Below are 20,896 nucleotides of genomic sequence, written 5' to 3'. Positions count from 1 at the left end.
CGGCGTGTCTGTAGTAGTGGTGACCGATTCGTCGTGCTGTCTCGACCCGGAACTGGTGGAGCGCTACGACATCCGTGTCGTGCCGCTGCACGTGATCGCGGACGGTGTCGAGTTGCGCGAGGGCGTGGACGACCTGCCCGCCGACCTCTCCGGCGTCACGACCTCCGGTCCCTCCCCGGCGGAACTGACGGAAGCGTACGCCGAGGCGCTGTCCGACAGCGGCGGCGACGGGGTGGTGGCCGTGCACCTGTCCCGTGAACTGTCGGGTACCTGGTCGGCTGCCCGCTATGCCGCCGATGCCCTCGGCGACCGGGTGCAACTGGTCGACAGTCGAACCACCGCAATGGGTCTGGGATTCGCTGCTCTGGCGGCGGCGGAAGCCGCCCGGTCCGGTGCGGATGTGCGGGCGGTGTACGAACGGGCGGTGGAGGTCGCCGCCCACAGCCGGACACTGCTGGTGGTCGACCGGCTCGACCACCTGCGCCGCGGCGGCCGCATCGGTACCGCCACAGCGCTGCTCGGCACCGCTCTGGCGATGAAACCCGTGCTGCACCTCGTCGACGGCCGGCTGGTGCTGCGGGAGAAGACCCGCACCATGACCAAGGCGATGACGAAACTCGTCGACGGCGTCGTCGACACCGCGGAGCCGGTGACCGCGGTGGCCGTGCACCACCGCGAGGCCCCCGAACGCGCCGAGCGGCTCGCCGCGGAACTCGCCGGCCGGCTGCCCGCCGGGACGCCGCTGTCGGTGTCGGAACTCGACGCGGTCCTCGGCGCCCACGTCGGTCCCGGCGCCGTCGGGGTGGTCGTCTCCCGAGCGTAGGAGTTGTCCACAGGCGGACGGTTCATCCACAGATTCGACGACTCGTCCCAGCCTTCGCGGTGGCGGCGGTCGTGTCCGGTTAGCGTCGCGCCATGGGCAGCAGCGACGAGCACGACCTCGTGCGCAGACGGCTCGACGGGATCGCCCGGTCCGCCGGCGACCGTCCTCCGGCGGCGCCGGACGACGATCCGTACCCGTGGTACGACGCGGCCGGCACCGCCGATCCGCCGGGTCCGTTCGAGCGGTTGCGTGCGGCCCGCTGGCAGACCGGTCGCGGCGGGACCGGGGCCCTGGCGGTGGTCGGTGTCGTGGTCGTGCTCGTCACGCTCGTCGTGACCTGGCGCGATCGTCCCGTCGCGGAACCGGTTCCGCCGCTGCCGGCGGTGGAGGTCGCAGCACCGCCGGCGGATCCCGTTGCGCCCCGGCAGGACTCGGCGCCGGAGGAGGTGGTGGTCAGTGTGGTGGGCCTGGTGGGCAAGCCCGGCCTCGTACGAATCGCGCCCGGCTCGAGGGTGGCCGATGCGCTCACGGCCGCGGGCGGCGCCCTCGAGGGGGCGGACCTGACCGGATTGAACCTGGCGCAACGCCTCGCGGACGGCGACCAGATCGTGGTCGGCACCCTGCCACCGGTTCCGCCGGCGAGCGGAATCTCCGGCGCCGCAGGGGCAGGGGACGCCGGAACGTCCGGCGCGCCCGAGGCCGGGGGGCCGGTGAATCTCAACACCGCCGACGAGGCGGCCCTCGATGCGCTGCCCGGCGTCGGTCCTGTCACCGCCGCCGCGATAGTCGCGTGGCGCCGGGACAACGGTCCGTTCAACGACGTCGAACAACTCGCCGAGGTCGACGGGATCGGTCCCGCGCGGCTGGCGCGCCTGCGGACGCTGGTGGTGGTGTGACCGAATCCGGCCGTGACGACGCGCGCCTGGTACCGAGCGCGGCCGCGGCGTGGGCCGCAACCGCGCTCGGGTTGCACGCCGGCTGGCAGGTTGCGCTGGGGCTCGCGGCGATTGCCGCGCTGTGCGCGGCGGCCACGCTCGTGCCGATACGCCGGGGGCGGTTCCGTGCCGGGGCCGCCCCGCTGCTCGCGGCTCTCGTCGTCGCCGCCGGGTCCTCTGCGGCAGTCGCACTACGGGTATGGGCGGTCGAGACGCATCCGCTTGCCGGCGCGGCCGCGCGTGACGGCTGGGCCACCCTGGCGGTCGAACCGACCGAGGATCCGAAAAGACTGGGGGACAGCGGATTCGGGGGAGATCAGGTCCTGGTCCCGGCGAGAGTGCACCGCGCCGACCTGGGGGCCGGTCGGTACACCGGCGGCGGGGCCGTCGTGGTGTTCGCCCCCGCCGAGGAGTGGGCGGAGCTGCTGCCGGGGCAACGGGTCACCCTGCGCGGCCGGCTCGCCGAATCCGGCGGCGCGAACCTGACGGTGGCCGTGGTCCGGGCCGACGGCCCACCCCGGTCGGTGCAGGCTCCCTCGCGGGTGCAGCAGTGGGCGGGGCGGATCCGCGAGCGACTCGCCTCGGCGTCCGGAGCGGTGCTCCCGCCCGCTGCGGCCGGCCTCCTGCCGGGCCTCGTGGTCGGCGACACCTCACGCCTGCCCGACGACGTGCGGGAGAGCTTCCGGGTAGCGGGCCTGACCCACCTGACGGCGGTGTCCGGTGCCAACGTCAGCATCGTTCTCGGCGCGGTGCTGCTCGCCGTGCGGGGACTCGGCCTCGGCCCCCGCACGGGCGCCGCTCTCGCGGCCGTCGCGCTGGTGGCGTTCGTCGTCGTCGTGCGCCCGTCGCCGAGCGTGCTGCGTGCCGCCGCGATGGGCGCGATCGGATTGCTCGCGCTCGTGACGAGCCGACGACGGAACGGGCTGCCCGCCCTGGCGGCCACGGTCGGGGTGCTCCTCGTCGCCGCACCCGAACTCGCGACGGACGCCGGGTTCGCCCTGTCGGTCGCGGCCACCGCCGGCCTGGTGCTGGTGGCACCGCTCTGGGTGACCCGGCTGCGGGCCCGCGGGTGGCCCCGCGCGGCGGCCGAGGTGTTCGCCGTCTCGGCGGCCGCATTCGTCGTGACCGCACCGATCGTCGCCGCGCTGTCCGGCACCGTCAGCGTCGTGGCGATCGCGGCCAACGTCCTGGTCGCACCGGTGCTTCCGCCGTTGACCGTGCTCGGTACCACCGTCGCGGCGGTCTCCGCGGTGTCGCCGGCCGTGGCGGAGCTGCTCGCTCGCGGGACCGCGCCCATGCTGTGGTGGATCCTCGAGGTGGCAGCGCGTGCCACGGCCCTGCCCCTGGCGGAGGTGCCCGTCCCGGCGGGCGTGAGCGGAGCGGTCGCCGTCGTCGGCGGGCTCGTCGCTGCCCGGTACCTGCTGCGGCTACGGCGCGGACGCCCGGCCGGGGCACCGACGGTGATGTCCGGGGGACGTGGCACGATCGATCGGTGACCAACCCGCAGTTGCATCTCGTGCTCGGTGACGAAGACCTCCTCGTCGAACGGGCCGTCGCGCGGATCGTCGGTGCCGTCCGGGCCCGGACGGGGTCTGGTCCCGAGCTCACCGTCTCGCGGCTGCGCGCCGGCGACGCCGGCGCCGCCGAACTCGCCGAGCTGCTGAGCCCGTCGCTGTTCGCCGAGGACCGGGTGGTCGTCCTCGAATCCGCCGCGGAGGCCGGCAAGGACGCCGTCGCACTGATCGTCGACGCGGCGACCGACCCACCCGAGGGGGTGACCCTCGTCGTCCTGCACAGCGGCGGTGGCCGCGCGAAAGCCATGGTGGGCGAACTGCAGAAGTGCGGCGCCGAGACCCACGAGTGCGCCCGGATCACCAAGCCGGCCGAGCGCGTGGACTTCGTGCGGGCCGAGTTCCGCACCGCCGGTGTTCGAGTAGCACCGGAGGTCGTGCAGGCCGTGATCGACGCCGTGGGCTCCGACCTGCGGGAGCTGGCGGCGGCGTGCAGTCAGCTCGTCGCCGACACGGGCGGCAAGATCGATGCTGCCGCCGTGCAGCGTTACTACTCCGGCAAGGCCGAGGTCACGGGGTTCGAGGTGGCCGAGAAGGCCGTCGCGGGTGACGAGGCCGGGGCGCTGGAATCGCTGCGGTGGGCGACGCATCGTGGTGTCGCGCACGTCCTGCTCGCCGACGCCCTCGCCGATGCCGTCCACACGATCGCACGAGTCGGTTCGGCCGGGCGCGGCGACCCGTTCAAGATGGCCTCGGAACTCGGGATGCCGCCCTGGAAGGTGAAGAAGGCCCAGGGGCAGGCACGCACGTGGGATCCCCGATCGATCGGGGCGGCGCTGCGAGTGGTGGCCGATCTCAATGCCGACGTCAAGGGCGCGGCCGCGGACGCCGACTACGCGGTCGAGCGCGCCGTGCGCCGCGTCGCGGAGCTGGCCGGCCGGACCCGTTAGACGACGGAAGCCGCCCGGTCCGAGGACCGGGCAGCTTCCGGAGCAGAGCTTGCGTTCTACCTCAGAGTCCGTTGGCGACCTTGGCCAGAGCGGACTTCTTGTTGGCGGCCTGGTTGGCGTGGATGACGCCCTTGCTGGCTGCCTTGTCGAGCTTGCGGCTGGTGGAGACGAGGAGCTCGGTGGCCTTGTCCTTGTCACCGGCGGCCGCGGCCTCGCGGAAGGAACGGATCGCCGTGCGCAGCGAGGACTTGACCGACTGGTTGCGGAGTCGGTTGCGCTCGTTGGTGCGGATCCGCTTCACCTGGGACTTGATGTTGGCCACGCGTAAAATCCTGTCGTCTTGCTGGTAGTTGGTCGGAAAGCTCTGGGCGCACTACGGCACCGACGGACCACGATACCAGCGGCCCGGCGGAACCCCAAAACTGGTACCCGGGACCGCACACCGGGTGCCGATACGGTCGCGTCCGGCCGGCCTGCCGGGAACTGTCCTCGACGTCACCGGAAGTTGTTGTGGCGGTCATCCGGCTTGCGTAGTGTCCGCTGTGTTCTGTTGCGGTAGTGCTGTGCGGCCGGTGGGCCCGTCTTCGACCCGCGGTGTTCGCCAGTGCGGATGTTCGACACATCGGATCCGGTCCTTCGGGGCCGCACGACGCGAGGTGGGCGCATGACGAACGAACACGAGACTGGTCCCGAGGACCGGGCGGCGAACCGGAAGGCGGACCGGGTACGCGGCGGTGCCGAGCCCGAGACGGCGCTCGAAGCCGTCGAGAAGGAAGAATTCTCGGACGCGAAGAAGTACGCAGCGGAGGCGATCGGCACGTTCGTGCTCGTGTTCTCCGCGGTCGGCACGGCGGTCTTCGCCGGAGACAAGGTCGGCAATCTGGGCGTCGCGCTGGCGTTCGGGCTGACGCTGCTCTTCCTCGTCTACGCCATCGGGCCGATCTCCGGGTGTCACGTGAACCCGGCGGTGACGGTCGGTCAGCTCGCGATCGGGCGGGTCACCGCCAAGCGGGCGGTGTTCTACATCGTGGCCCAGATCCTCGGCGGGCTCGTCGCGGGCGTGACGATCTACTCGGTGGCGCAGTCGCTCCCGACCTACGACCGGGCCGCGCAGGGACTCGGTGCCAACGGTTGGGGACCGCACAGCCCGTCGGCAGTGGAAGGACCGCTGGGCGGGGTGCTCATCGACGGTTACGGAATCGGCGCGACCATGATCGTGGAGGTGCTGCTGACCGCACTCCTGGTGTTCGTGGTGCTCGCCGCGACGGACCAGGCCTCGGACGTGCTGCTGGCCGGCGTGTCGATCGGCTTCACCCTGACAGTGATCCACCTGATCTCGATCCCGATCGACAACACCTCCGTCAATCCGGCCCGGAGCATCGCGGTCGCTCCGTACCAGGACGGTGCGCTCGCGCAGCTCTGGCTGTTCATCCTGTTTCCGCTGATCGGCGGCGCCCTCGGGGCGCTCGTCTACCGGTCGCTGTTCGGCCGGTTCGCCGGGCTGCGGCCGTCCGTGGCGCCGCCGGCCGGCGTCCGCCGACGGTGACGGGACGCGGCTACCGCCGACGGTGACAGGACGGCCGGCTACCGCCAGCCGTAGTCGGCGCGCAGGCGCGCCGCGACCTGCTCGAACCGGGACCGGCCGAGCACCGCGCCTTCGCGCCGGATGCCGTCCTCGGGCACGTCGAGCACGCGGTCCAGCCGGACCCAGCTGGGCCGGTTGCCGGCGTCCCAGCTGCCGTTACCGAGCGCCAGCCAGTCCCGGTGACCGTCCCGGTCGTCGTTCGACGACAGCATGAGGCCGAGCAGGGTGCCGCCGTTGCGTCCGACGACGAGCACGGGCCGGTCCTTGCCCTTGGTCGCGTCCTCCTCGTAGGCCACCCACGTCCACACGATCTCGCCCGGGTCGGCGCGGCCGTCGAGATCGGGGGCGTACGCGATCTGCCGGGCGCGCTGCGCGGTGGGGGAAGTACGGGAGGTCACCGGACGGCCCGGCTTCGGGACCGGTCGGGTGGTGTCGGCTGTCCCGGAGCCGAGGGCGGTCCGGGCCCGGTCGAGAGCGCCGGAGCGCTGCATCTGCTCGAGCAACCGCGGCCCCTGCTCGACCGCGAGCCGTCCCAGTTGCCTGCCGAGTTTCTTCCATGTGCCAGCCACGTCGGCGAGCTTAGCGGCGCCCGCCGCCGCACAGGTGCGGCCGCGGGACCGGACCCGCCGCGACTTGGATATTCTGCAGGGGTGACCGCGGCCCGCCAGGGCTGCTGCCCGTCCGAGTCAGGAGCCCGACATCAGCACCTTCGCCGACACCACGTTCACGGACCCCGCGAAGATCCGGAACTTCTGCATCATCGCGCACATCGACCACGGCAAGTCGACGCTCGCGGACCGCATGCTGCAGCTCACCGGTGTGGTCGAGGAGCGCCAGATGCGTGCTCAGTACCTCGACCGGATGGACATCGAGCGCGAGCGCGGGATCACCATCAAGGCCCAGAACGTGCGGCTGCCGTGGCAGGTCGACGGCGAGGACTACGTCATGCACCTCATCGACACGCCCGGGCACGTCGACTTCACGTACGAGGTCTCCCGTGCGCTCGAGGCGTGTGAGGGTGCGGTGCTCCTCGTCGATGCCGCCCAGGGCATCGAGGCGCAGACCCTCGCCAACCTCTATCTCGCTCTCGACAAGGACCTGACGATCATCCCGGTCCTGAACAAGATCGATCTGCCCGCGGCCGACCCGGACCGCTACGCCGCCGAGATCGCACACATCGTCGGCTGCGAGCCCGAGGAGGTGCTGCGGGTGTCGGGCAAGACCGGGGTGGGCGTGCGGGAACTGCTCGACGAGGTGATCCGGCAGGTACCGCCGCCGGTCGGCGACCGCGACGCGCCCGCCCGCGCGATGATCTTCGACTCGGTGTACGACACCTACCGTGGCGTCGTCACGTACGTGCGTGTGGTCGACGGCAGGATCGTGCCGCGCGAGAAGATCAAGATGATGTCCACCGGCGCCACCCACGAGCTGCTCGAGGTGGGCATCGTCTCGCCCGAGCCGAAGGTCACCACCGGGCTCGGAGTCGGCGAGGTCGGCTATCTCATCACCGGCGTGAAGGACGTGCGTCAGTCAAAGGTCGGCGATACGGTCACCTCGGCGCGGGGCGGCGCCGCCGAACCCCTCACCGGTTACCGGGAACCCCGCCCGATGGTCTACTCCGGCCTGTATCCGGTCGACGGGTCGGACTATCCCGTCCTGCGCGATGCCCTCGACAAGCTGCAGCTCAACGACGCCGCGCTCACCTACGAACCCGAGACGTCGGTGGCACTCGGCTTCGGTTTCCGGTGCGGCTTCCTCGGCTTGCTGCACATGGAGATCACCCGGGAACGACTCGAGCGCGAGTTCGGCCTGGACCTGATCTCCACCGCTCCCAACGTGGTCTACCGCGTGGTCCTCGAAGGTGGGCAGGAGCACATCGTCACCAACCCGTCGGACTGGCCCGAAGGCAAGGCCCGCGCGATCTACGAGCCGATCGTCAAGTGCACGATCATCTCCCCGAGCGAGTTCATCGGTTCGATCATGGAGCTGTGCCAGTCGCGGCGTGGCGAACTCGGCGGCATGGACTACCTGTCCGAGACCCGGGTCGAGTTGCGCTACACCCTGCCGATGGCCGAGATCATCTTCGACTTCTTCGACTCGCTGAAGTCCCGCACCCGCGGCTACGCCAGCCTCGACTACGAGGAGGCCGGGGAGCAGGAGGCCGCACTGGTGAAGGTGGACATTCTGCTCCAGGGCGAGGCCGTCGACGCGTTCAGCGCGATCGTGCACAAGGACGCGGCCGCCGCGTACGGCAACAAGATGACCACCAAGCTCAAGGAGCTGATCCCGCGTCAGCAGTTCGAGGTGCCGGTGCAGGCGGCGATCGGGTCGAAGATCATCGCCCGGGAGAACATCCGTGCGATCCGCAAGGACGTGCTCGCCAAGTGCTACGGCGGCGACATCAGCCGCAAGCGCAAGCTGCTCGAGAAGCAGAAGGAAGGCAAGAAGCGGATGAAGACGATCGGCCGGGTGGACGTCCCGCAGGAAGCGTTCGTGGCCGCGCTCTCGTCCGAGGCGTCCTCGGACAAGCCGAAGGGGAAGTAGTCCACCGTGCTCGAGACCTGGCTCACCCGCACCCTGGGCATCACCGTCCCGCTGCTCGGCGCCCCCATGGGCGGCCGTGCCGGCGGCCGCCTGGCCGGGGAGGTGACCCGGGCCGGCGGGCTCGGCCTGATCGGGGCCGCGCGCTACAACACCTCGGAGTGGCTGGCCGCCGAGTCGGCGGTGGCTCGTGAACTCGGGGGTGGACCGCTCGGTTTCGGGCTGATGACCTGGTCGCTCGCCGACGACGACAGTCTGCTCGACGCGGTGCTGGCCGAACGGCCCCGCGTGGTGTCGCTGTCGTTCGGCGACCCGGCCCCCTACGTGCCGCGCGTGCGGGCGGCCGGTGCCGTCGTGATCTCGCAGATCAACACGATCGACGACCTGCGGGTCGTCGAGGCCGCCGGGGTCGACGCCGTCGTCGCCCAGGGGCACGAGGCCGGCGGTCACACCGGACACATCGGGACGTTGCCGCTGCTGCAGGAGGTGCTCGAGTCGACGTCGCTTCCGGTGCTCGCCGCGGGTGGCATCGCGTCCGGGCGGGGACTGGCTGCGGTGCTCGCGGCCGGTGCGGAGGGCGCGCTCGTCGGCACGGCGTTGCTGGCGAGTCCCGAGACGGTGGGACCGGAGTACGCCCGGGACCTGCTCGTCGCGGCGCGCAGCAGCGACACCGTCTACACCGACGTCTTCGACCGGGCCCGGCACCAGCCCTGGCCGGCGCGGTGGGGTGGCCGGGCCCTGGCGAACGACTACACCGCCGAATGGCACGCGCGCGGCGCCGACGAGGAGACGCTCGCCGCCGCGTACGACGCGGCCGACCCCCGGCGGGGCGTGGTCTACGCCGGGGAGGCCGCCGGGCTCGTGCGGGAACAACGGCCCGCCGGCGAGATCGTCCGGGACATCGCGGACCGTGCGGAGGAACTGTTGCGCCGATCCTGGTAGCGGGTCACGGCGCACGGCGCGCGGGCTGGAACTCGCCGGCCGCGATCTGCTCCTCCGCCCGGATAACGTGCACGACCGCATTGATCTGGGCCAGGTGGGTGAAGGCCTGGGGGAAGTTGCCCAGGTGCCGGCCCGAGCGCGGGTCGATCTCCTCGGCGTAGAGCTTGAGCGGGCTGGCGTAGCCGAGGAGCCGTTCGCACAGGATGCGGGCCCGTTCCACCTCCCCGATCTCCACCAGGGCGGAGACCAGCCAGAACGAGCAGATCGTGAAGGTGCCCTCCTCGCCGGTCAGCCCGTCGTCGGTCGAGTCCACCCGGTACCGCAGGACCAGTCCGTCCTCGGTGAGTTCGTCCTCGATCGCCAGGACCGTCGCCCGCACCCGCGGATCGTCGGCCGGCAGGAACCGCAGCAGCACCACCAGCAGCGCCGAGGCGTCGAGGGAGGGGTGCCCGTAGCGCTGGGTGAACACCCCGCGCTCGTCGACGCCGTGCGCGAGGATGTCCGCCTTGATCTCGTCCGCCACGGCCTCCCACCGCACCGCGTAGTCGGGGCGGCCGTGTGTGCGCGCCAGCCGTGCGCCCCGGTCGAGCGCGACCCAGCACATCACCTTGGACGAGGTGAAGTGCTGGGGCTCACCCCGCACCTCCCAGATGCCGCGATCGGGCAGGCGCCAGTGCTGCTCGGCCTGCCCGACGAGGCGTTTCACGGCCGGCCAGAAGGACTGGGGCATGTGCCGGCGGGTCCTCGCGTGCAGGTACACCGAGTCCAGCATCGCGCCCCAGATGTCGTGCTGCACTTGATGATACGCATCGTTTCCGATCCGTACCGGACGCGCTCCGTCGTAGCCGCACAGGTGCTCGAGCTGCGATTCGGTGAGCACCCGCTCGCCGCCCACGCCGTACATGACCTGCAACGGCTGCAATGTGCCGTCCTCGCTGCGGGACGCGTCGGAGATGAAGGCGAAGAACGCGTCGGCCTCCCGGTCGAGCCCGAGCGTGTACAGACCCCACAGCGCGAACGTCGAATCGCGTACCCACGCGTAGCGGTAATCCCAGTTCCTTTCTCCGCCAGGTGTTTCCGGAAGGGATGTGGTGGCCGCGGCGAGCAGTGCCCCGGTGGGCGCGTAGGTCAGTCCCTTGAGGGTCAGTGCGCTGCGCTGCAGGTAGCTGCGCCAGGGGTGATCGGGGAAACGACCGGTGGTGATCCACTCCCGCCAGAAGTCCGCGGTCTCGGCCATCTTCGCGGCGGCCTCCTCGTACGTCCCCGGGCACGGCACGTCCGACCACGACAGGGCGACGAACGCCTTGTCGCCCTTGCGCATCCGGGTTCGTGCCCGTGCCTCCCCGTCCTCGAGGCCGAGCCGGAGATCGGTGGTGAGCCGCAGTTCGGGGTGCTCCCCGGGTTCACCGGCGGTGCAGTACGCCGTGGCCTCCTCGTACACCTTGCCCGTGTACTCCCAGCGCGCCGGGGCGCGATGGTAGTCGAACGCGGGGGCGCAACTGACCTCGAGTTCCACGGTCCCGCTCACGCAGCGGACGGTGCGCAGCAGCATGTGCTCGGCGTCCCAGTCCGTCGGTGTCCGCGTGTGGGTCCGCGACCGCTCCTGGACGGCATGCCACGGCGCCATCACCAGGGCGTCGCGCACCACTATCCATCCCGTCTCGGTCTGCCACGTCGTCTCGAGGATCAGTCCACCGGGCAGGTACCGGCGTGCCGCCGGGACGGTGCGGTCGTGCGGGCCGATGCGGAAGTAGCCGGCACTGCGGTCGAGGATCGCCCCGAACACGCTGGGCGAGTCCGGCCGGGGCAGGCACATCCATTCGACCGCCCCGTTGCGGGCGATGAGGCAGGTCGTTTCGCAGTCCGACAGGAACGCGTAGTCGTCGATCGGCGGGTAGGGGCTCCGGTGCGGCGGGTGCGAATGCGCGGACGAGAGCCCCGATCCTTCAAACGTGTGTGCCATCACCACATGATCCCGGCACCCGGCCCCCGGCGTCCACCGAACGGGTGCCGACTAGGGTGGGGGCGTGGATCGGGCGGCATCGTGGTGGGACGGCTTCGAGTTGTGGCTGGCCGGCCTCCCGTTCGTCCCGCAGGTCGCGCTCGTGCTGGGTGTCGTGGTGCCGGTGTGCGCCGGCGTGGCCTGGTTGCTCGACCGTGCCCTCGCGGGCGTCCTCGCGGCCGTCGGGCGCAGGGAGCCGGCCGCGTCCGAACCGAAGACGGAGGATCGCTGACATGCCGCGCTCACGCGTGACCCTCACCCTGGCCGCCCTGCTCGTTCTCGTCGTCGTGGCCTGGCTGCTGACCCGTTGATCCGCGCCGGAGGTGTGTCGTGAGATTCCGTCCGAGCCGGCACGTCGTCGCGCTCGCAGCCGCCGCCGCGCTCACGGCGTGCTCGGCCGGTGACGGGCGGGGGAGCGACGACGGTGGGGCCGGCGCCGGCCCCACCGTCGACCTGTACGCCGCCGAGGGGGCCCGGGCAGCGCTGGACGCGGTGATCGCCGCGTTCGGCAGCACCGACGCCGGCGAGGACGTCCGCTTCGACGTCACGTCCGGTCCGTCCGCGCAGCAGGCTGCCGCCGTCGTCGACGGCGCCTCGGCGGATTTCGTGACCTTCGCCACGGTGCCGGACCTGTCCGGGCTCGTCGATGCCGGGTTGGTCGACGCGGACTGGAACGCGGGGGCGTACCGGGGGATTCCGTACGGATCCGTCGTGGCGATGCTCGTGCGGGAGGACAACCCGTGGGGCGTGACGGACTGGGACGACCTGCTCGCTCCGGGCCTCGAGGTGATCACGCCCGACCCGTCGGCTTCCGGCGCGGCCGAGCTCAACCTGCTCGCCGCCTACGCCGCGACGAGCAACGGCGGTGCCGACCCGCAGGCGGGCCGGGACTACCTCACGGCGCTAGTCGGTGACCACATCGAGTCCTGGCCCGCGAGCGCCGAAGAGGCCGTGGAGATGTTCGTGCGGGGTGCCGGCGACGTGCTGCTCCTGTCGGAACGCGACGCGGTCCGGCTCGAGCGCGACGGCGCCGCGGTCCGGCGCGTGCCCTTGACCACCACCCTCCGGATCGACAGTCCCGCGGTGGTGATCGACAACGCGCCCGACGTGGTGGCCGCTCAGGAGTTCAACGACTTCCTCTACACCGCGCAGGCGCAGAGGATTTGGGCTTCCGCCGGATTCCGGCCGGCCGACCCGGGCGTCGCGCGGGAGTTCGCCGGAGACTTCCCGGCCCCCGAAACGCTGTGGACCGTCGACGATCTCGGTGGCTGGAGTGCGGTCGAGGCCGAGCTGTTCCGGCCCGGCACCGGCAGCATCGCCGTGATCTACGCCGAGGCGACGAAGTAGGAGGATGCCGCCCCCACGGTCGAGGCGCTCGAAATTCCTTGCGCGAAGCGGAGTTCTGGGACCGAGGGTCATTCCCGGCAGATGAGCACCGGGCAGCGGGAATGGTGGAGCAGGCCCTGACCGGTGGAGCCGAGGAGGGCCGACGCGATCGTGCTGCGACCGTGGCTGCCCACCGCGACGAGTTGCGCGTCGACGGAGCGCTCGATGAGGGCCACCATCGCGCCGCGGCGCTCGAGCTCGGGCCGCACCTCGACGTCGGGATATCGCTCGCGCCACCCGCCCAGGCTCTCCGCGAGGTCGGCGGCCTTCTGCTGCGCGTACGTCGACCAGTCGACGAAGCGCGCGGACTCGTCGTAGCCGCGCAGGGTGGACTGCTCGGTCCACGCGTGCACCGCGATCAACGGGACGCCGAGGAACGAGGCGAACTCGAACGCGTGCTCGATGGCGGCCGTGCTCAAGGCGCTGCCGTCGACACCGACGACGACCGGCCGGGTGTCCACCTCCTCGTGGTCGCCTTCGCCCCGCCACGCCACGACCGGGCAGCGGGCCTGGTTGGCGACGCGGACGACGTCGGAGCCGGCGAACATCGAGCGCAGTTCCCCGGTCGTGGTTCGGCCGACCACCAGCAGACGGGCCGTATTCGACAGTTCGACGAGGGTCTTCGCCGGGGGGCCCGACCGGCTGCTGCAGTCGACCTCGACATCCGTACGACCGTCGAGCGCCGCGCGCCGGGCACGTTCGAGCAGCCGTTCGCTGTCGGCCTGCAAGAGCTTGGCGAACTCCTCCCTGGATCTGCCGGTGGCGCTCGGCGCCTCGGGGAGCACGTTGACCAGGTGCAACGGCTCACCGAAGATCCGGGCGGCGGACGCGGCCCAGTGCGCCGCGGAGAACGAGCCGTCCGAACCGTCGACCCCGACGACGATCCCGTGCCGAATCGGTGCTGTGGCCATGACGATGCCTCCTTGCCTCGAGTCCAGTCTGTGCCGACAGGACCGGAGTGCGCCAGAGGCAATCGGTGGGCGTCAGGCGGTGCGACGCGACGCGACCCCGGCGTGCACGAGCGACTGCCGGTAGCGCTCGTCGACCACGAACCCGACGGCGGGGGAGTCCGCGAGGGTGCCGGAACAGACGACCTCCGGGAACTCCGCCCGGGCGGCGGCGACGGCGCGGTCCCACAGCAGTCCGGGCGCGAGCATCCAGGGGGCGAGCACGAGCGTGCTGGCACCGGCGGCACGCAGGTCCGCCAGGGCGTCGACGACCGTCGGCGCCGCGGCGGTGGCGAAGCACGTGCGGCCCCACGCCCACGCCGTGCCCCGCAGCAGGCGCGGGGTGATCGCCGCGGTGGCGGCATTGGCGTCCCGGCGCCGGGATCCGACCGCGCACAGGGCGACGCCCACGCTCGGGTCGGTCCGGGAGACACCGGCCGCGCCGATCGTCTCGCGGACCGCGGACACGAGACGGTCGTCCGCGCCGAGGACGTCCGCCTGGACCACGTCGAGACGCGGATGCCGGACGCGGGCCTCGGCGAGGAGCGCGGGCAGATCGACCCGGGCGTGGAAGGCGCTGCCCAGCAGCAACGGGACCACCACGACGCGGCGGTGCCCCTCGGCGGCGACGGCATCGACGACCTGCCCCACCGAGGGGGTGTTCAGATCCAGGAACGCAAGCCGCACCTCCCGGTCCGGGTGGCGGTCCCGCAGCGCCGCCAGCGCGGCAGCCATGGCGCGCGCCGAGCGCGGGTCACGGCTGCCGTGCGCGACGGCGACGAGGGGGATCATGCGGGGACGCGGTCCCCGAGCTCGATCTCGGCGAGGCTGTTGCCCACCAGGCCCGCGGCGAGGGTGTTCCCACCGGCGGGGTCGATGAGCAGGAAGCTGCCCGTGCGGCGGTTGACCTTGTAGTCGTCGGCCGCGATGGGTTCGGCGACCCGGACGGTGATGCGGGCGATCTCGTTGAGTTCGAGCGACTCGGGGGCGGGAACCGACGTCAGGGTCTGTTCGTCGAAGCGCTCCTCGAGCGTCCCGACGATCGCCTGGGTCGTGCGGGTGCCGTGCTTGAGCAGCAGCCGGGCGCCGGGCCGCAGCGGCTTCTCGGCCAGCCAGCACACCGTCGCCTCGAACTGGCCGATCGGTTCCGGGGCGGCGGCCGGGGCGGCGATGACGTCCCCGCGCGAGACGTCGACGTCGTCCGCGAGGACGAGGGTGACGCTGCGGCCGGCATGGGCGAACGCGAGCTCGCCGTCGGCGGTGTCGATCCGCTCGATCGTGGTCCGGGTGCCCGCGGGCAGGATCACGACCTCGTCGCCGGGCCGGACGGTGCCTGCCGCGATCTGTCCGGCGTAGCCGCGGTAGTCCGGGTAGTCGGCGGTGCGGGGCCGGATCACGTACTGCACCGGGAACCGCAGCCCGATCTCGTGGCGGCCGTGGACGTCGGCGTCGACCGGGACGGACTCGAGGTGCTCGATGAGCGTCGGGCCGTCGTAGTACGGCGTGTTCTCCGAACGGACCGCGACGTTGTCGCCGTGCAGTGCGGAGACCGGGATCTCCTGCACGTCCTCCGGCGACCAGCCGAGCGACCGGGTCAGCTCGTTGAACCGGCCGCAGATGTCGGCGAACACGGCCGCCGGGTCGTCGACCAGATCGATCTTGTTGACCGCCAGCACGAGCTTGGGCACGCCGAGCAACGCGAGCACGGCGGCGTGCTTGCGGGTCTGCGCGACCACACCCTTGCGTGCGTCGACGAGCAGCACCACGAGCTGGGCGGTGGATGCCCCCGAGACGGTGTTGCGGGTGTACTGCACGTGTCCCGGGGTGTCCGCCAGCACGAAACTGCGCCGGGGGGTGGCGAAGTAGCGGTACGCGACGTCGATGGTGATGCCCTGTTCGCGCTCGGCACGCAGGCCGTCGACGAGCAGGGACAGGTCCGGGGTGTCGAGCCCCTTGTCGACCGAGGCGCGGGTGACCGCGTCGATCTGGTCGGCGAGCACGGACTTGGTGTCGTACAGGAGCCGGCCCACCAGGGTGGACTTGCCGTCGTCGACACTGCCGGCGGTGGCGAGCCGGAGCAGCTGCGTGCTGTGCACGGGGAGGTCGCTCATGATCAGAAATATCCCTCTCGCTTGCGGTCCTCCATGGCCGCTTCGGACACGCGGTCGTCGCCGCGGGTGGCGCCGCGCTCGGTGAGCCGCGACGCGGCGACCTCGTCGAGGATCGCCTCGTTGTCGGCCGCCTCGGACAGGATCGCGCCGGTCGTGGACCCGTCACCGACCGTGCGGTAGCGCACCGACCGGACCTCGAGTTCCTCACCCTCGGCCGGGCCGCCCCACACGCCGGGTGTCATCCACATGCCGTCCCGCCGGTACACCGGGCGCTGGTGGGCGTAGTAGATGCTCGCGAGTTCGATGTCCTCGCGGGCGATGTACCGCCAGATGTCGAGCTCGGTGAAGTTGCTCAGCGGGAAGACCCGCACGTGCTCGCCCGGGGCGTGCCGGCCGTTGTAGAGGTTCCACAACTCGGGCCGCTGCCGCTTGGGGTCCCACTGGCCGAACGCATTGCGCAGGGAGAAGATCCGTTCCTTGGCGCGGGAGCGTTCCTCGTCGCGGCGGCCGCCGCCGAACACCGCGTCGAAACGGTTGTCGGCGATGGCGTCGAGCAGCGGCACCGTCTGCAGCGGGTTGCGGATCCCGTCGGGCCGCTCGGTGAGGCGGCCGTCGGCGAGGTAGTCCTCGACCTTCGCCACGTGCAACCGCAACCCGTACTTCTCGACGACGTGGTCGCGGAACTCGAGGACCTCGGGAAGATTGTGCCCGGTGTCGACGTGCAGCAGCGCGAACGGCAGGGGCGCCGGCCAGAAGGCCTTGAGCGCCAGGTGCAGCAGGACCGTCGAGTCCTTGCCGCCCGAGAACAGGATCACCGGGCGCTCGAACTCGCCGGCGACCTCGCGGAAGACGTGGATCGCTTCCGACTCGAGGGCGTCGAGGGTGTCGAACCTGGTGCCGTCCGACGTGTTCCGGGATTCGGTGAATTTCGTGTCGATGAGTGTCATGAGGCGTGCAACCCGCATTCGATCTTGGCTCGGCCGGCCCACCGTCCGCTGCGCGGATCGGCTCCGGGTAGTGGTTTGGCGGTGCAGGGGGCGCACCCGATGGAGGGGTAGCCCTCGTCGACCAGGGGATTGACGAGGATCCCGTGTTCGTCGATGTAGTTCTGCATGTCCTCGTCGGACCACGCGGCGATCGGGTTGATCTTCACCAGCCCGAAGGCGTCGTCGAAGGAGATCAGCGGGGCGTTGGCCCGGGTCGGGGCCTCCACCCGGCGGATGCCGGTGACCCACGCCTGGTAGCCCGCCAGGGTCTGCTTCAGCGGCACCACCTTCCGCAGGCGGCAGCACTCGTTGGGGTCCCGCGCGAACAGGTCCTTACCGAGCAGGGCGTCCTGCTCGGCCACCGTCTGCTGCGCCTTGGCCTCGACCAGGTTCACGCCGTACACCTGCGCGACGGCGTCCCGGGTGCCGAGGGTCTCGGCGAAGTGGTAACCGGTGTCGAGGAAGAGCACGTCCACGCCGGGGTGCACCTGCGCCGCGAGGTGCACGAGCACCCCGTCCTGCATGTTCGACGCCACGATGTACGAGTCGCCGAAGTTCTCCTCGGTCCACTGCAGCAGGTCTTGCGCCGAGGCGCCCTCGAGAGCGGCCGCCCCCTGCGCGGCCAGTTCCCGCAGTTCCTCCGTCGTCCGTGTCGTCGTCACGTTCCGTCCTTCGATCGTCTGCTCCCCGGTCATCGCAAATCGGCCTCGTCCGCGCGCAACACCCACTGCGAGAAGCGTTCTCCCGCGTTGCGGTGCTTGACGAAGTTGCGCACCACCCGCTCGATGTAGTCGCCCGTCTCGGCGCTGGTCACCTTGTGCTGGCGCAGCTTGCGGCCGAATGCCGCGTCCATGCCGAGCGTCCCGCCGAGGTGCACCTGGAATCCCTCGACCTGGTTGCCGTCCCCGTCGTCGACGAGCTGGCCCTTGAAGCCGATGTCGGCGACCTGCGACCGTGCGCACGAGTTGGGGCAGCCGTTGATGTTGATCGTCACCGGAACGTCCAGCTGGGCGTTGACGTCGGCGAGGCGCTGCTCGAGTTCGGGCACCAGCGCCTGCGAGCGCTTGCGGGTCTCGACGAACGACAACTTGCAGAACTCGATGCCCGTGCAGGCCATCAGGTTCTTGCGCCACGGCGTCGGGTTCGCGGGCAGACCCAGCTCGTCGAGGTCGGCGATCAGCTGATCGACCTTCTCGTCGGCCACGTCGAGCACGATGAGCTTCTGGTAGGGCGTGAAGCGGATGCGATCGGATCCCGCCTTCTCGGCCGCGTCGGCGACGGCGGCGAGGATCGTGCCGGAGACCCGGCCCGCGATGGGGGCGACGCCGACCGCGTTGAGTCCGTTGCGCAGTTTCTGCACGCCCACGTGGTCGATCGGTCGAGTCGGCTGCTCCGGGGCGGGCCCGTCCAGCATCGGCCGCTTCAGGTACTCCGTTTCGAGAACCTCGCGGAACTTCTCCACGCCCCAGTCCTTGACCAGGAACTTCAGCCGAGCCTTCGACCGCAGCCGGCGGTAGCCGTAGTCGCGGAAGACCGACACGACGGCCTCCCACACGTCGGGTACCTCGGCGAGCGGGACCCACGCGCCGACCCGTTGCGCCAGCATCGGATTCGTCGACAGGCCACCGCCGACCCACAGGTCGAACCCGGGGCCGTGCTCCGGGTGGTTCACGCCGACGAACGCGACGTCGTTGATCTCGTGCACCACGTCCTGCTGGCCGGAGATCGCGGTCTTGAACTTGCGCGGCAGGTTCGAGTACTTCGGGTCGCCGATGTAGCGGCGGACGATCTCCTCGACCGCCGGTGTGCCGTCGATGATCTCGTCGAGGGACTCGCCGGCGAGGGGGGAGCCGAGGACCACGCGCGGGCAGTCGCCGCACGCCTCGGTCGTCTTCAGGCCGACGGACTCGAGGCGTCGCCAGATCTCCGGGACGTTCTCGACTTCGATCCAGTGGTACTGGACGTTCTCGCGGTCCGACAGGTCGGCGGTGTTGCGCGCGAACTCGGTCGAGATCCCCGCGATGGTGCGCAGCTGCGCGAGATTCAGGGCGCCGCCGTCGCAGCGCACCCGCATCATGAAGTACTTCGCCTCGAGCAGATCGATGTTCTCGTCGCCGGTGTAGGTGCCGTCGTAGCCCTGTTCGCGCTGCGTGTACAGGCCCCACCAGCGGAACCGGTTGCGCAGGTCGGTCCGGTCGATGCCGTCGAATCCGGTGTGCGCGTAGATGTCTTCGATGCGACGGCGCACGTTGAGCGGGTTGTCGTCCTTCTTGACCTGCTCGTTGGGGTTGAGCGGCTCACGGTATCCGAGAGCCCACTGGCCCTCCGCGCGCCGTTTGGCGGGGCGAGCAGGCCGGGGGCGGGGCGCGGCGGTTTCGGTCGTATCGCCGGCGGGGGAGACGTCGGTGGTCGACGACATACGGGTACTCCTGGAATTCGCGGGGGACCGGATCGGGGGTCGGCAGGGCGGGCTGAGCCCGGCGCGGACATGCCTCGATCCGGCAGGAATCGGGGCTGCCGGAGGGGGTGGGCCGACTATCGACAGTCGGCGCAGAAACCGGCGGTGCAGGACAGACACCGCGATGCACAGACGCGCTTGAGGTCGACGTGGCGTCGCGCCACGAGTCGCACTCCGGGTCCGGTCATGGGGACCATTGTGCCATGTCACGGCCCTGTTCTCGAAACGTGGCGGTATTTACACCGGAAATCGGGGAAATGCCGAGGTGGCAGGGCCGGACCCGGAGTGGCGTGTCCGGGTCGTGTTCGAGCGACAGCCCCGTGCGGCTTCCGGAACACCGGCCATCCGGAACACAGGCCTTCCGGAACACAGGCCTTCCGGAACACAGGCCTTCCGGAACACTGGCCTTCCGGAACACTGGCCTTCCGGAACACTGGCCTTCCGGAACACTGGCCTTCTGGAACACTGGGGGAGTGAGCGGAACGGGTGTCGGAGTCGGTGCAGGACTCGAGCTGCCGGCTTCGGCGCTGGCCGGGATCGGTTCCCGCCCGTTCGGTGTGTACGTGCACGTCCCGTTCTGCGCGACGCGCTGCGGCTACTGCGACTTCAACACCTACACCGCCGGGGAGCTCGGCACGTCGGCGTCCCCGCAGTCGTGGCTCGAGGGCCTGCGCCGAGAGCTCGATGCCGCGGCGCAGCTACTCGGGTCTCCGCCGGCGCAGACCGTCTTCGTCGGTGGTGGTACCCCGTCGTTGCTCGGTGCCGACGGCCTGGGGCAGGTGCTCGGCGCGGTGCGATCGAGTTTCGGCCTCGCCCCCGGCGCGGAGGTGACGACGGAGTCCAACCCGGAGTCGACGTCCCCGGACTTCTTCGACCGGATCCGTGCGGCCGGATACACGCGCGTGTCGCTGGGCATGCAGTCGGCTGCCCCGCACGTGCTGGCGGTACTCGACCGCACGCACACCCCGGGCCGGGCCGTCGCGGCGGCGGGCGAGGCACGCGCCGCCGGGTTCGGCCACGTCAATCTCGACCTGATCTACGGGACCCCGGGGGAGCGGGACGAGGATCTCGACGCGTCCCTCGATGCCGTGCTCGCGGCGGGGGTCGATCATGTCTCGGCGTATGCACTGATCGTCGAGGACGGCACCGCGCTCGCCCGCCGGGTGCGGCGGGGTGAGTTGCCGGCCCCCGACGACGACGTGCTCGCGGCCCGCTACGAGCGCATCGACGCGCGGCTCGAGGCCGCCGGTCTGACCTGGTACGAGGTGTCGAACTGGGCGCGTGCCGACGATCCGTCGGCCCGGTGCGCCCACAACCTCGGCTATTGGGACGGCGGCGACTGGTGGGGGGCCGGGCCGGGGGCCCACAGCCACGTCGGCGGCGTGCGTTGGTGGAACGTCAAGCACCCGGCGCGCTATGCGGACGCGCTCGCTGCCGGTGAACTCCCCGTCGGCGGCAGCGAACTGCTCACCGCCGCCGACGTCCACACCGAGCGGGTGATGCTCGAGGTGCGGCTGCGCACCGGCCTGCCGCTGGACGTGCTCACCCCGGACGAACAACGCGCCGCCGAGACGGTCGTCGCGGACGGCCTCGCCGAACTGCGCGCCGGCCGGCTGGTGCTCACCGACCGGGGCCGGCTCCTCGCCGACGCCGTGGTGCGCACGATCCTGACCTGAGCTGCACGGCGGTGGGCCGCCCTGAGCTGCACGGCGGCGGGCC

The 20,896-nt window shown here is 71.3% G+C and carries 19 protein-coding genes; 10 read left to right on the top strand and 9 right to left on the bottom strand.

Annotated features, from left to right (window positions below):
- Nucleotides 1-4: 4 nt before the first annotated feature.
- From ACWPQI_RS14805 to holA, 4 genes are all read left to right on the top strand, one after another.
- Nucleotides 5-823: a DegV family protein gene (locus tag ACWPQI_RS14805; protein ID WP_026137650.1), complete on the top strand. Its 819-nt coding sequence runs from the start codon at nucleotides 5-7 to the stop codon at nucleotides 821-823.
- Nucleotides 824-915: 92 nt separating this feature from the next.
- Nucleotides 916-1,719, top strand: a complete 804-nt coding sequence (locus ACWPQI_RS14800) for a ComEA family DNA-binding protein (RefSeq protein WP_010594233.1) — start codon at nucleotides 916-918, stop codon at nucleotides 1,717-1,719.
- Entirely contained in the window at nucleotides 1,716-3,254 is a 1,539-nt protein-coding gene (locus tag ACWPQI_RS14795; RefSeq protein ID WP_474738384.1) for a ComEC/Rec2 family competence protein, read from the top strand. The genes ACWPQI_RS14800 and ACWPQI_RS14795 overlap by 4 nt, the downstream gene beginning before the upstream one ends.
- The gene (holA, locus tag ACWPQI_RS14790; RefSeq protein ID WP_010594235.1) at nucleotides 3,251-4,219 is read left to right on the top strand and encodes a DNA polymerase III subunit delta; all 969 of its coding nucleotides are present in this window, start codon (nucleotides 3,251-3,253) and stop codon (nucleotides 4,217-4,219) included. Before ACWPQI_RS14795 ends, holA begins: the two co-directional genes overlap by 4 nt.
- A 61-nt stretch (nucleotides 4,220-4,280) precedes the next feature.
- On the opposite strand, the gene rpsT is transcribed toward holA, so the two are convergent.
- Nucleotides 4,281-4,541 carry a 30S ribosomal protein S20 gene (gene rpsT / locus ACWPQI_RS14785; protein WP_003937021.1) on the bottom strand — a complete coding sequence of 87 codons (261 nt, stop codon included), beginning with the start codon at nucleotides 4,539-4,541 and terminating at the stop codon, nucleotides 4,281-4,283.
- Nucleotides 4,542-4,883: 342 nt separating this feature from the next.
- On the opposite strand from rpsT, the gene ACWPQI_RS14780 reads away from it, so the two are divergent.
- Complete coding sequence (locus ACWPQI_RS14780) at nucleotides 4,884-5,765, top strand: aquaporin (RefSeq protein WP_010594236.1); 882 nt, start codon at nucleotides 4,884-4,886, stop codon at nucleotides 5,763-5,765.
- 38 nt (nucleotides 5,766-5,803) lie between these two features.
- Here the strand turns inward: ACWPQI_RS14780 and ACWPQI_RS14775 are convergent, their stop codons facing one another.
- Nucleotides 5,804-6,373, bottom strand: a complete 570-nt coding sequence (locus ACWPQI_RS14775) for a type II toxin-antitoxin system PemK/MazF family toxin (protein WP_026137651.1) — start codon at nucleotides 6,371-6,373, stop codon at nucleotides 5,804-5,806.
- A gap of 187 nt (nucleotides 6,374-6,560) precedes the next feature.
- On the opposite strand from ACWPQI_RS14775, the gene lepA reads away from it, so the two are divergent.
- On the top strand, nucleotides 6,561-8,348 hold the full coding sequence (gene lepA, locus ACWPQI_RS14770; protein ID WP_230831611.1) for a translation elongation factor 4: 1,788 nt from the start codon (nucleotides 6,561-6,563) through the stop codon (nucleotides 8,346-8,348).
- A gap of 6 nt (nucleotides 8,349-8,354) precedes the next feature.
- Nucleotides 8,355-9,287 carry an NAD(P)H-dependent flavin oxidoreductase gene (locus tag ACWPQI_RS14765; RefSeq protein WP_010594239.1) on the top strand — a complete coding sequence of 311 codons (933 nt, stop codon included), beginning with the start codon at nucleotides 8,355-8,357 and terminating at the stop codon, nucleotides 9,285-9,287.
- 4 nt (nucleotides 9,288-9,291) lie between these two features.
- On the opposite strand, the gene ACWPQI_RS14760 is transcribed toward ACWPQI_RS14765, so the two are convergent.
- Complete coding sequence (locus tag ACWPQI_RS14760) at nucleotides 9,292-11,250, bottom strand: glycoside hydrolase family 15 protein (protein WP_010594240.1); 1,959 nt, start codon at nucleotides 11,248-11,250, stop codon at nucleotides 9,292-9,294.
- Between the two features lie 64 nt (nucleotides 11,251-11,314).
- On the opposite strand from ACWPQI_RS14760, the gene ACWPQI_RS14755 reads away from it, so the two are divergent.
- Both ACWPQI_RS14755 and ACWPQI_RS14750 read left to right on the top strand, forming a co-directional pair.
- Nucleotides 11,315-11,521, top strand: coding sequence for a hypothetical protein (locus ACWPQI_RS14755; RefSeq protein ID WP_010594241.1), 207 nt, complete (start codon nucleotides 11,315-11,317; stop codon nucleotides 11,519-11,521).
- Between the two features lie 98 nt (nucleotides 11,522-11,619).
- The gene (locus ACWPQI_RS14750; protein ID WP_010594242.1) at nucleotides 11,620-12,636 is read left to right on the top strand and encodes an extracellular solute-binding protein; all 1,017 of its coding nucleotides are present in this window, start codon (nucleotides 11,620-11,622) and stop codon (nucleotides 12,634-12,636) included.
- Nucleotides 12,637-12,704: 68 nt separating this feature from the next.
- Here ACWPQI_RS14750 and ACWPQI_RS14745 read toward each other — a convergent pair whose 3' ends face one another.
- The 6 genes from ACWPQI_RS14745 to ACWPQI_RS14720 form a co-directional block, all read right to left on the bottom strand.
- Nucleotides 12,705-13,586 carry a universal stress protein gene (locus tag ACWPQI_RS14745; protein WP_010594243.1) on the bottom strand — a complete coding sequence of 294 codons (882 nt, stop codon included), beginning with the start codon at nucleotides 13,584-13,586 and terminating at the stop codon, nucleotides 12,705-12,707.
- A gap of 72 nt (nucleotides 13,587-13,658) precedes the next feature.
- The gene (locus ACWPQI_RS14740; RefSeq protein WP_010594244.1) at nucleotides 13,659-14,414 is read right to left on the bottom strand and encodes a sirohydrochlorin chelatase; all 756 of its coding nucleotides are present in this window, start codon (nucleotides 14,412-14,414) and stop codon (nucleotides 13,659-13,661) included.
- Nucleotides 14,411-15,733: a sulfate adenylyltransferase subunit 1 gene (locus ACWPQI_RS14735; protein WP_010594245.1), complete on the bottom strand. Its 1,323-nt coding sequence runs from the start codon at nucleotides 15,731-15,733 to the stop codon at nucleotides 14,411-14,413. Before ACWPQI_RS14735 ends, ACWPQI_RS14740 begins: the two co-directional genes overlap by 4 nt.
- 2 nt (nucleotides 15,734-15,735) lie before the next feature.
- Nucleotides 15,736-16,680 carry a sulfate adenylyltransferase subunit CysD gene (gene cysD, locus ACWPQI_RS14730; protein WP_010594246.1) on the bottom strand — a complete coding sequence of 315 codons (945 nt, stop codon included), beginning with the start codon at nucleotides 16,678-16,680 and terminating at the stop codon, nucleotides 15,736-15,738.
- On the bottom strand, nucleotides 16,677-17,414 hold the full coding sequence (locus ACWPQI_RS14725; RefSeq protein WP_010594247.1) for a phosphoadenylyl-sulfate reductase: 738 nt from the start codon (nucleotides 17,412-17,414) through the stop codon (nucleotides 16,677-16,679). Before ACWPQI_RS14725 ends, cysD begins: the two co-directional genes overlap by 4 nt.
- Nucleotides 17,411-19,138, bottom strand: coding sequence for a nitrite/sulfite reductase (locus ACWPQI_RS14720; protein WP_010594248.1), 1,728 nt, complete (start codon nucleotides 19,136-19,138; stop codon nucleotides 17,411-17,413). Before ACWPQI_RS14720 ends, ACWPQI_RS14725 begins: the two co-directional genes overlap by 4 nt.
- A 512-nt stretch (nucleotides 19,139-19,650) precedes the next feature.
- On the opposite strand from ACWPQI_RS14720, the gene hemW reads away from it, so the two are divergent.
- Entirely contained in the window at nucleotides 19,651-20,853 is a 1,203-nt protein-coding gene (gene hemW / locus ACWPQI_RS14715) for a radical SAM family heme chaperone HemW (protein WP_102031218.1), read from the top strand.
- The last annotated feature ends 43 nt before the right edge of the window (nucleotides 20,854-20,896 follow it).

The sequence above is a fragment of the Rhodococcus sp. LMD genome (assembly GCF_056108245.1).
This window is presented reverse-complemented; position numbering and strand designations above follow the sequence as displayed.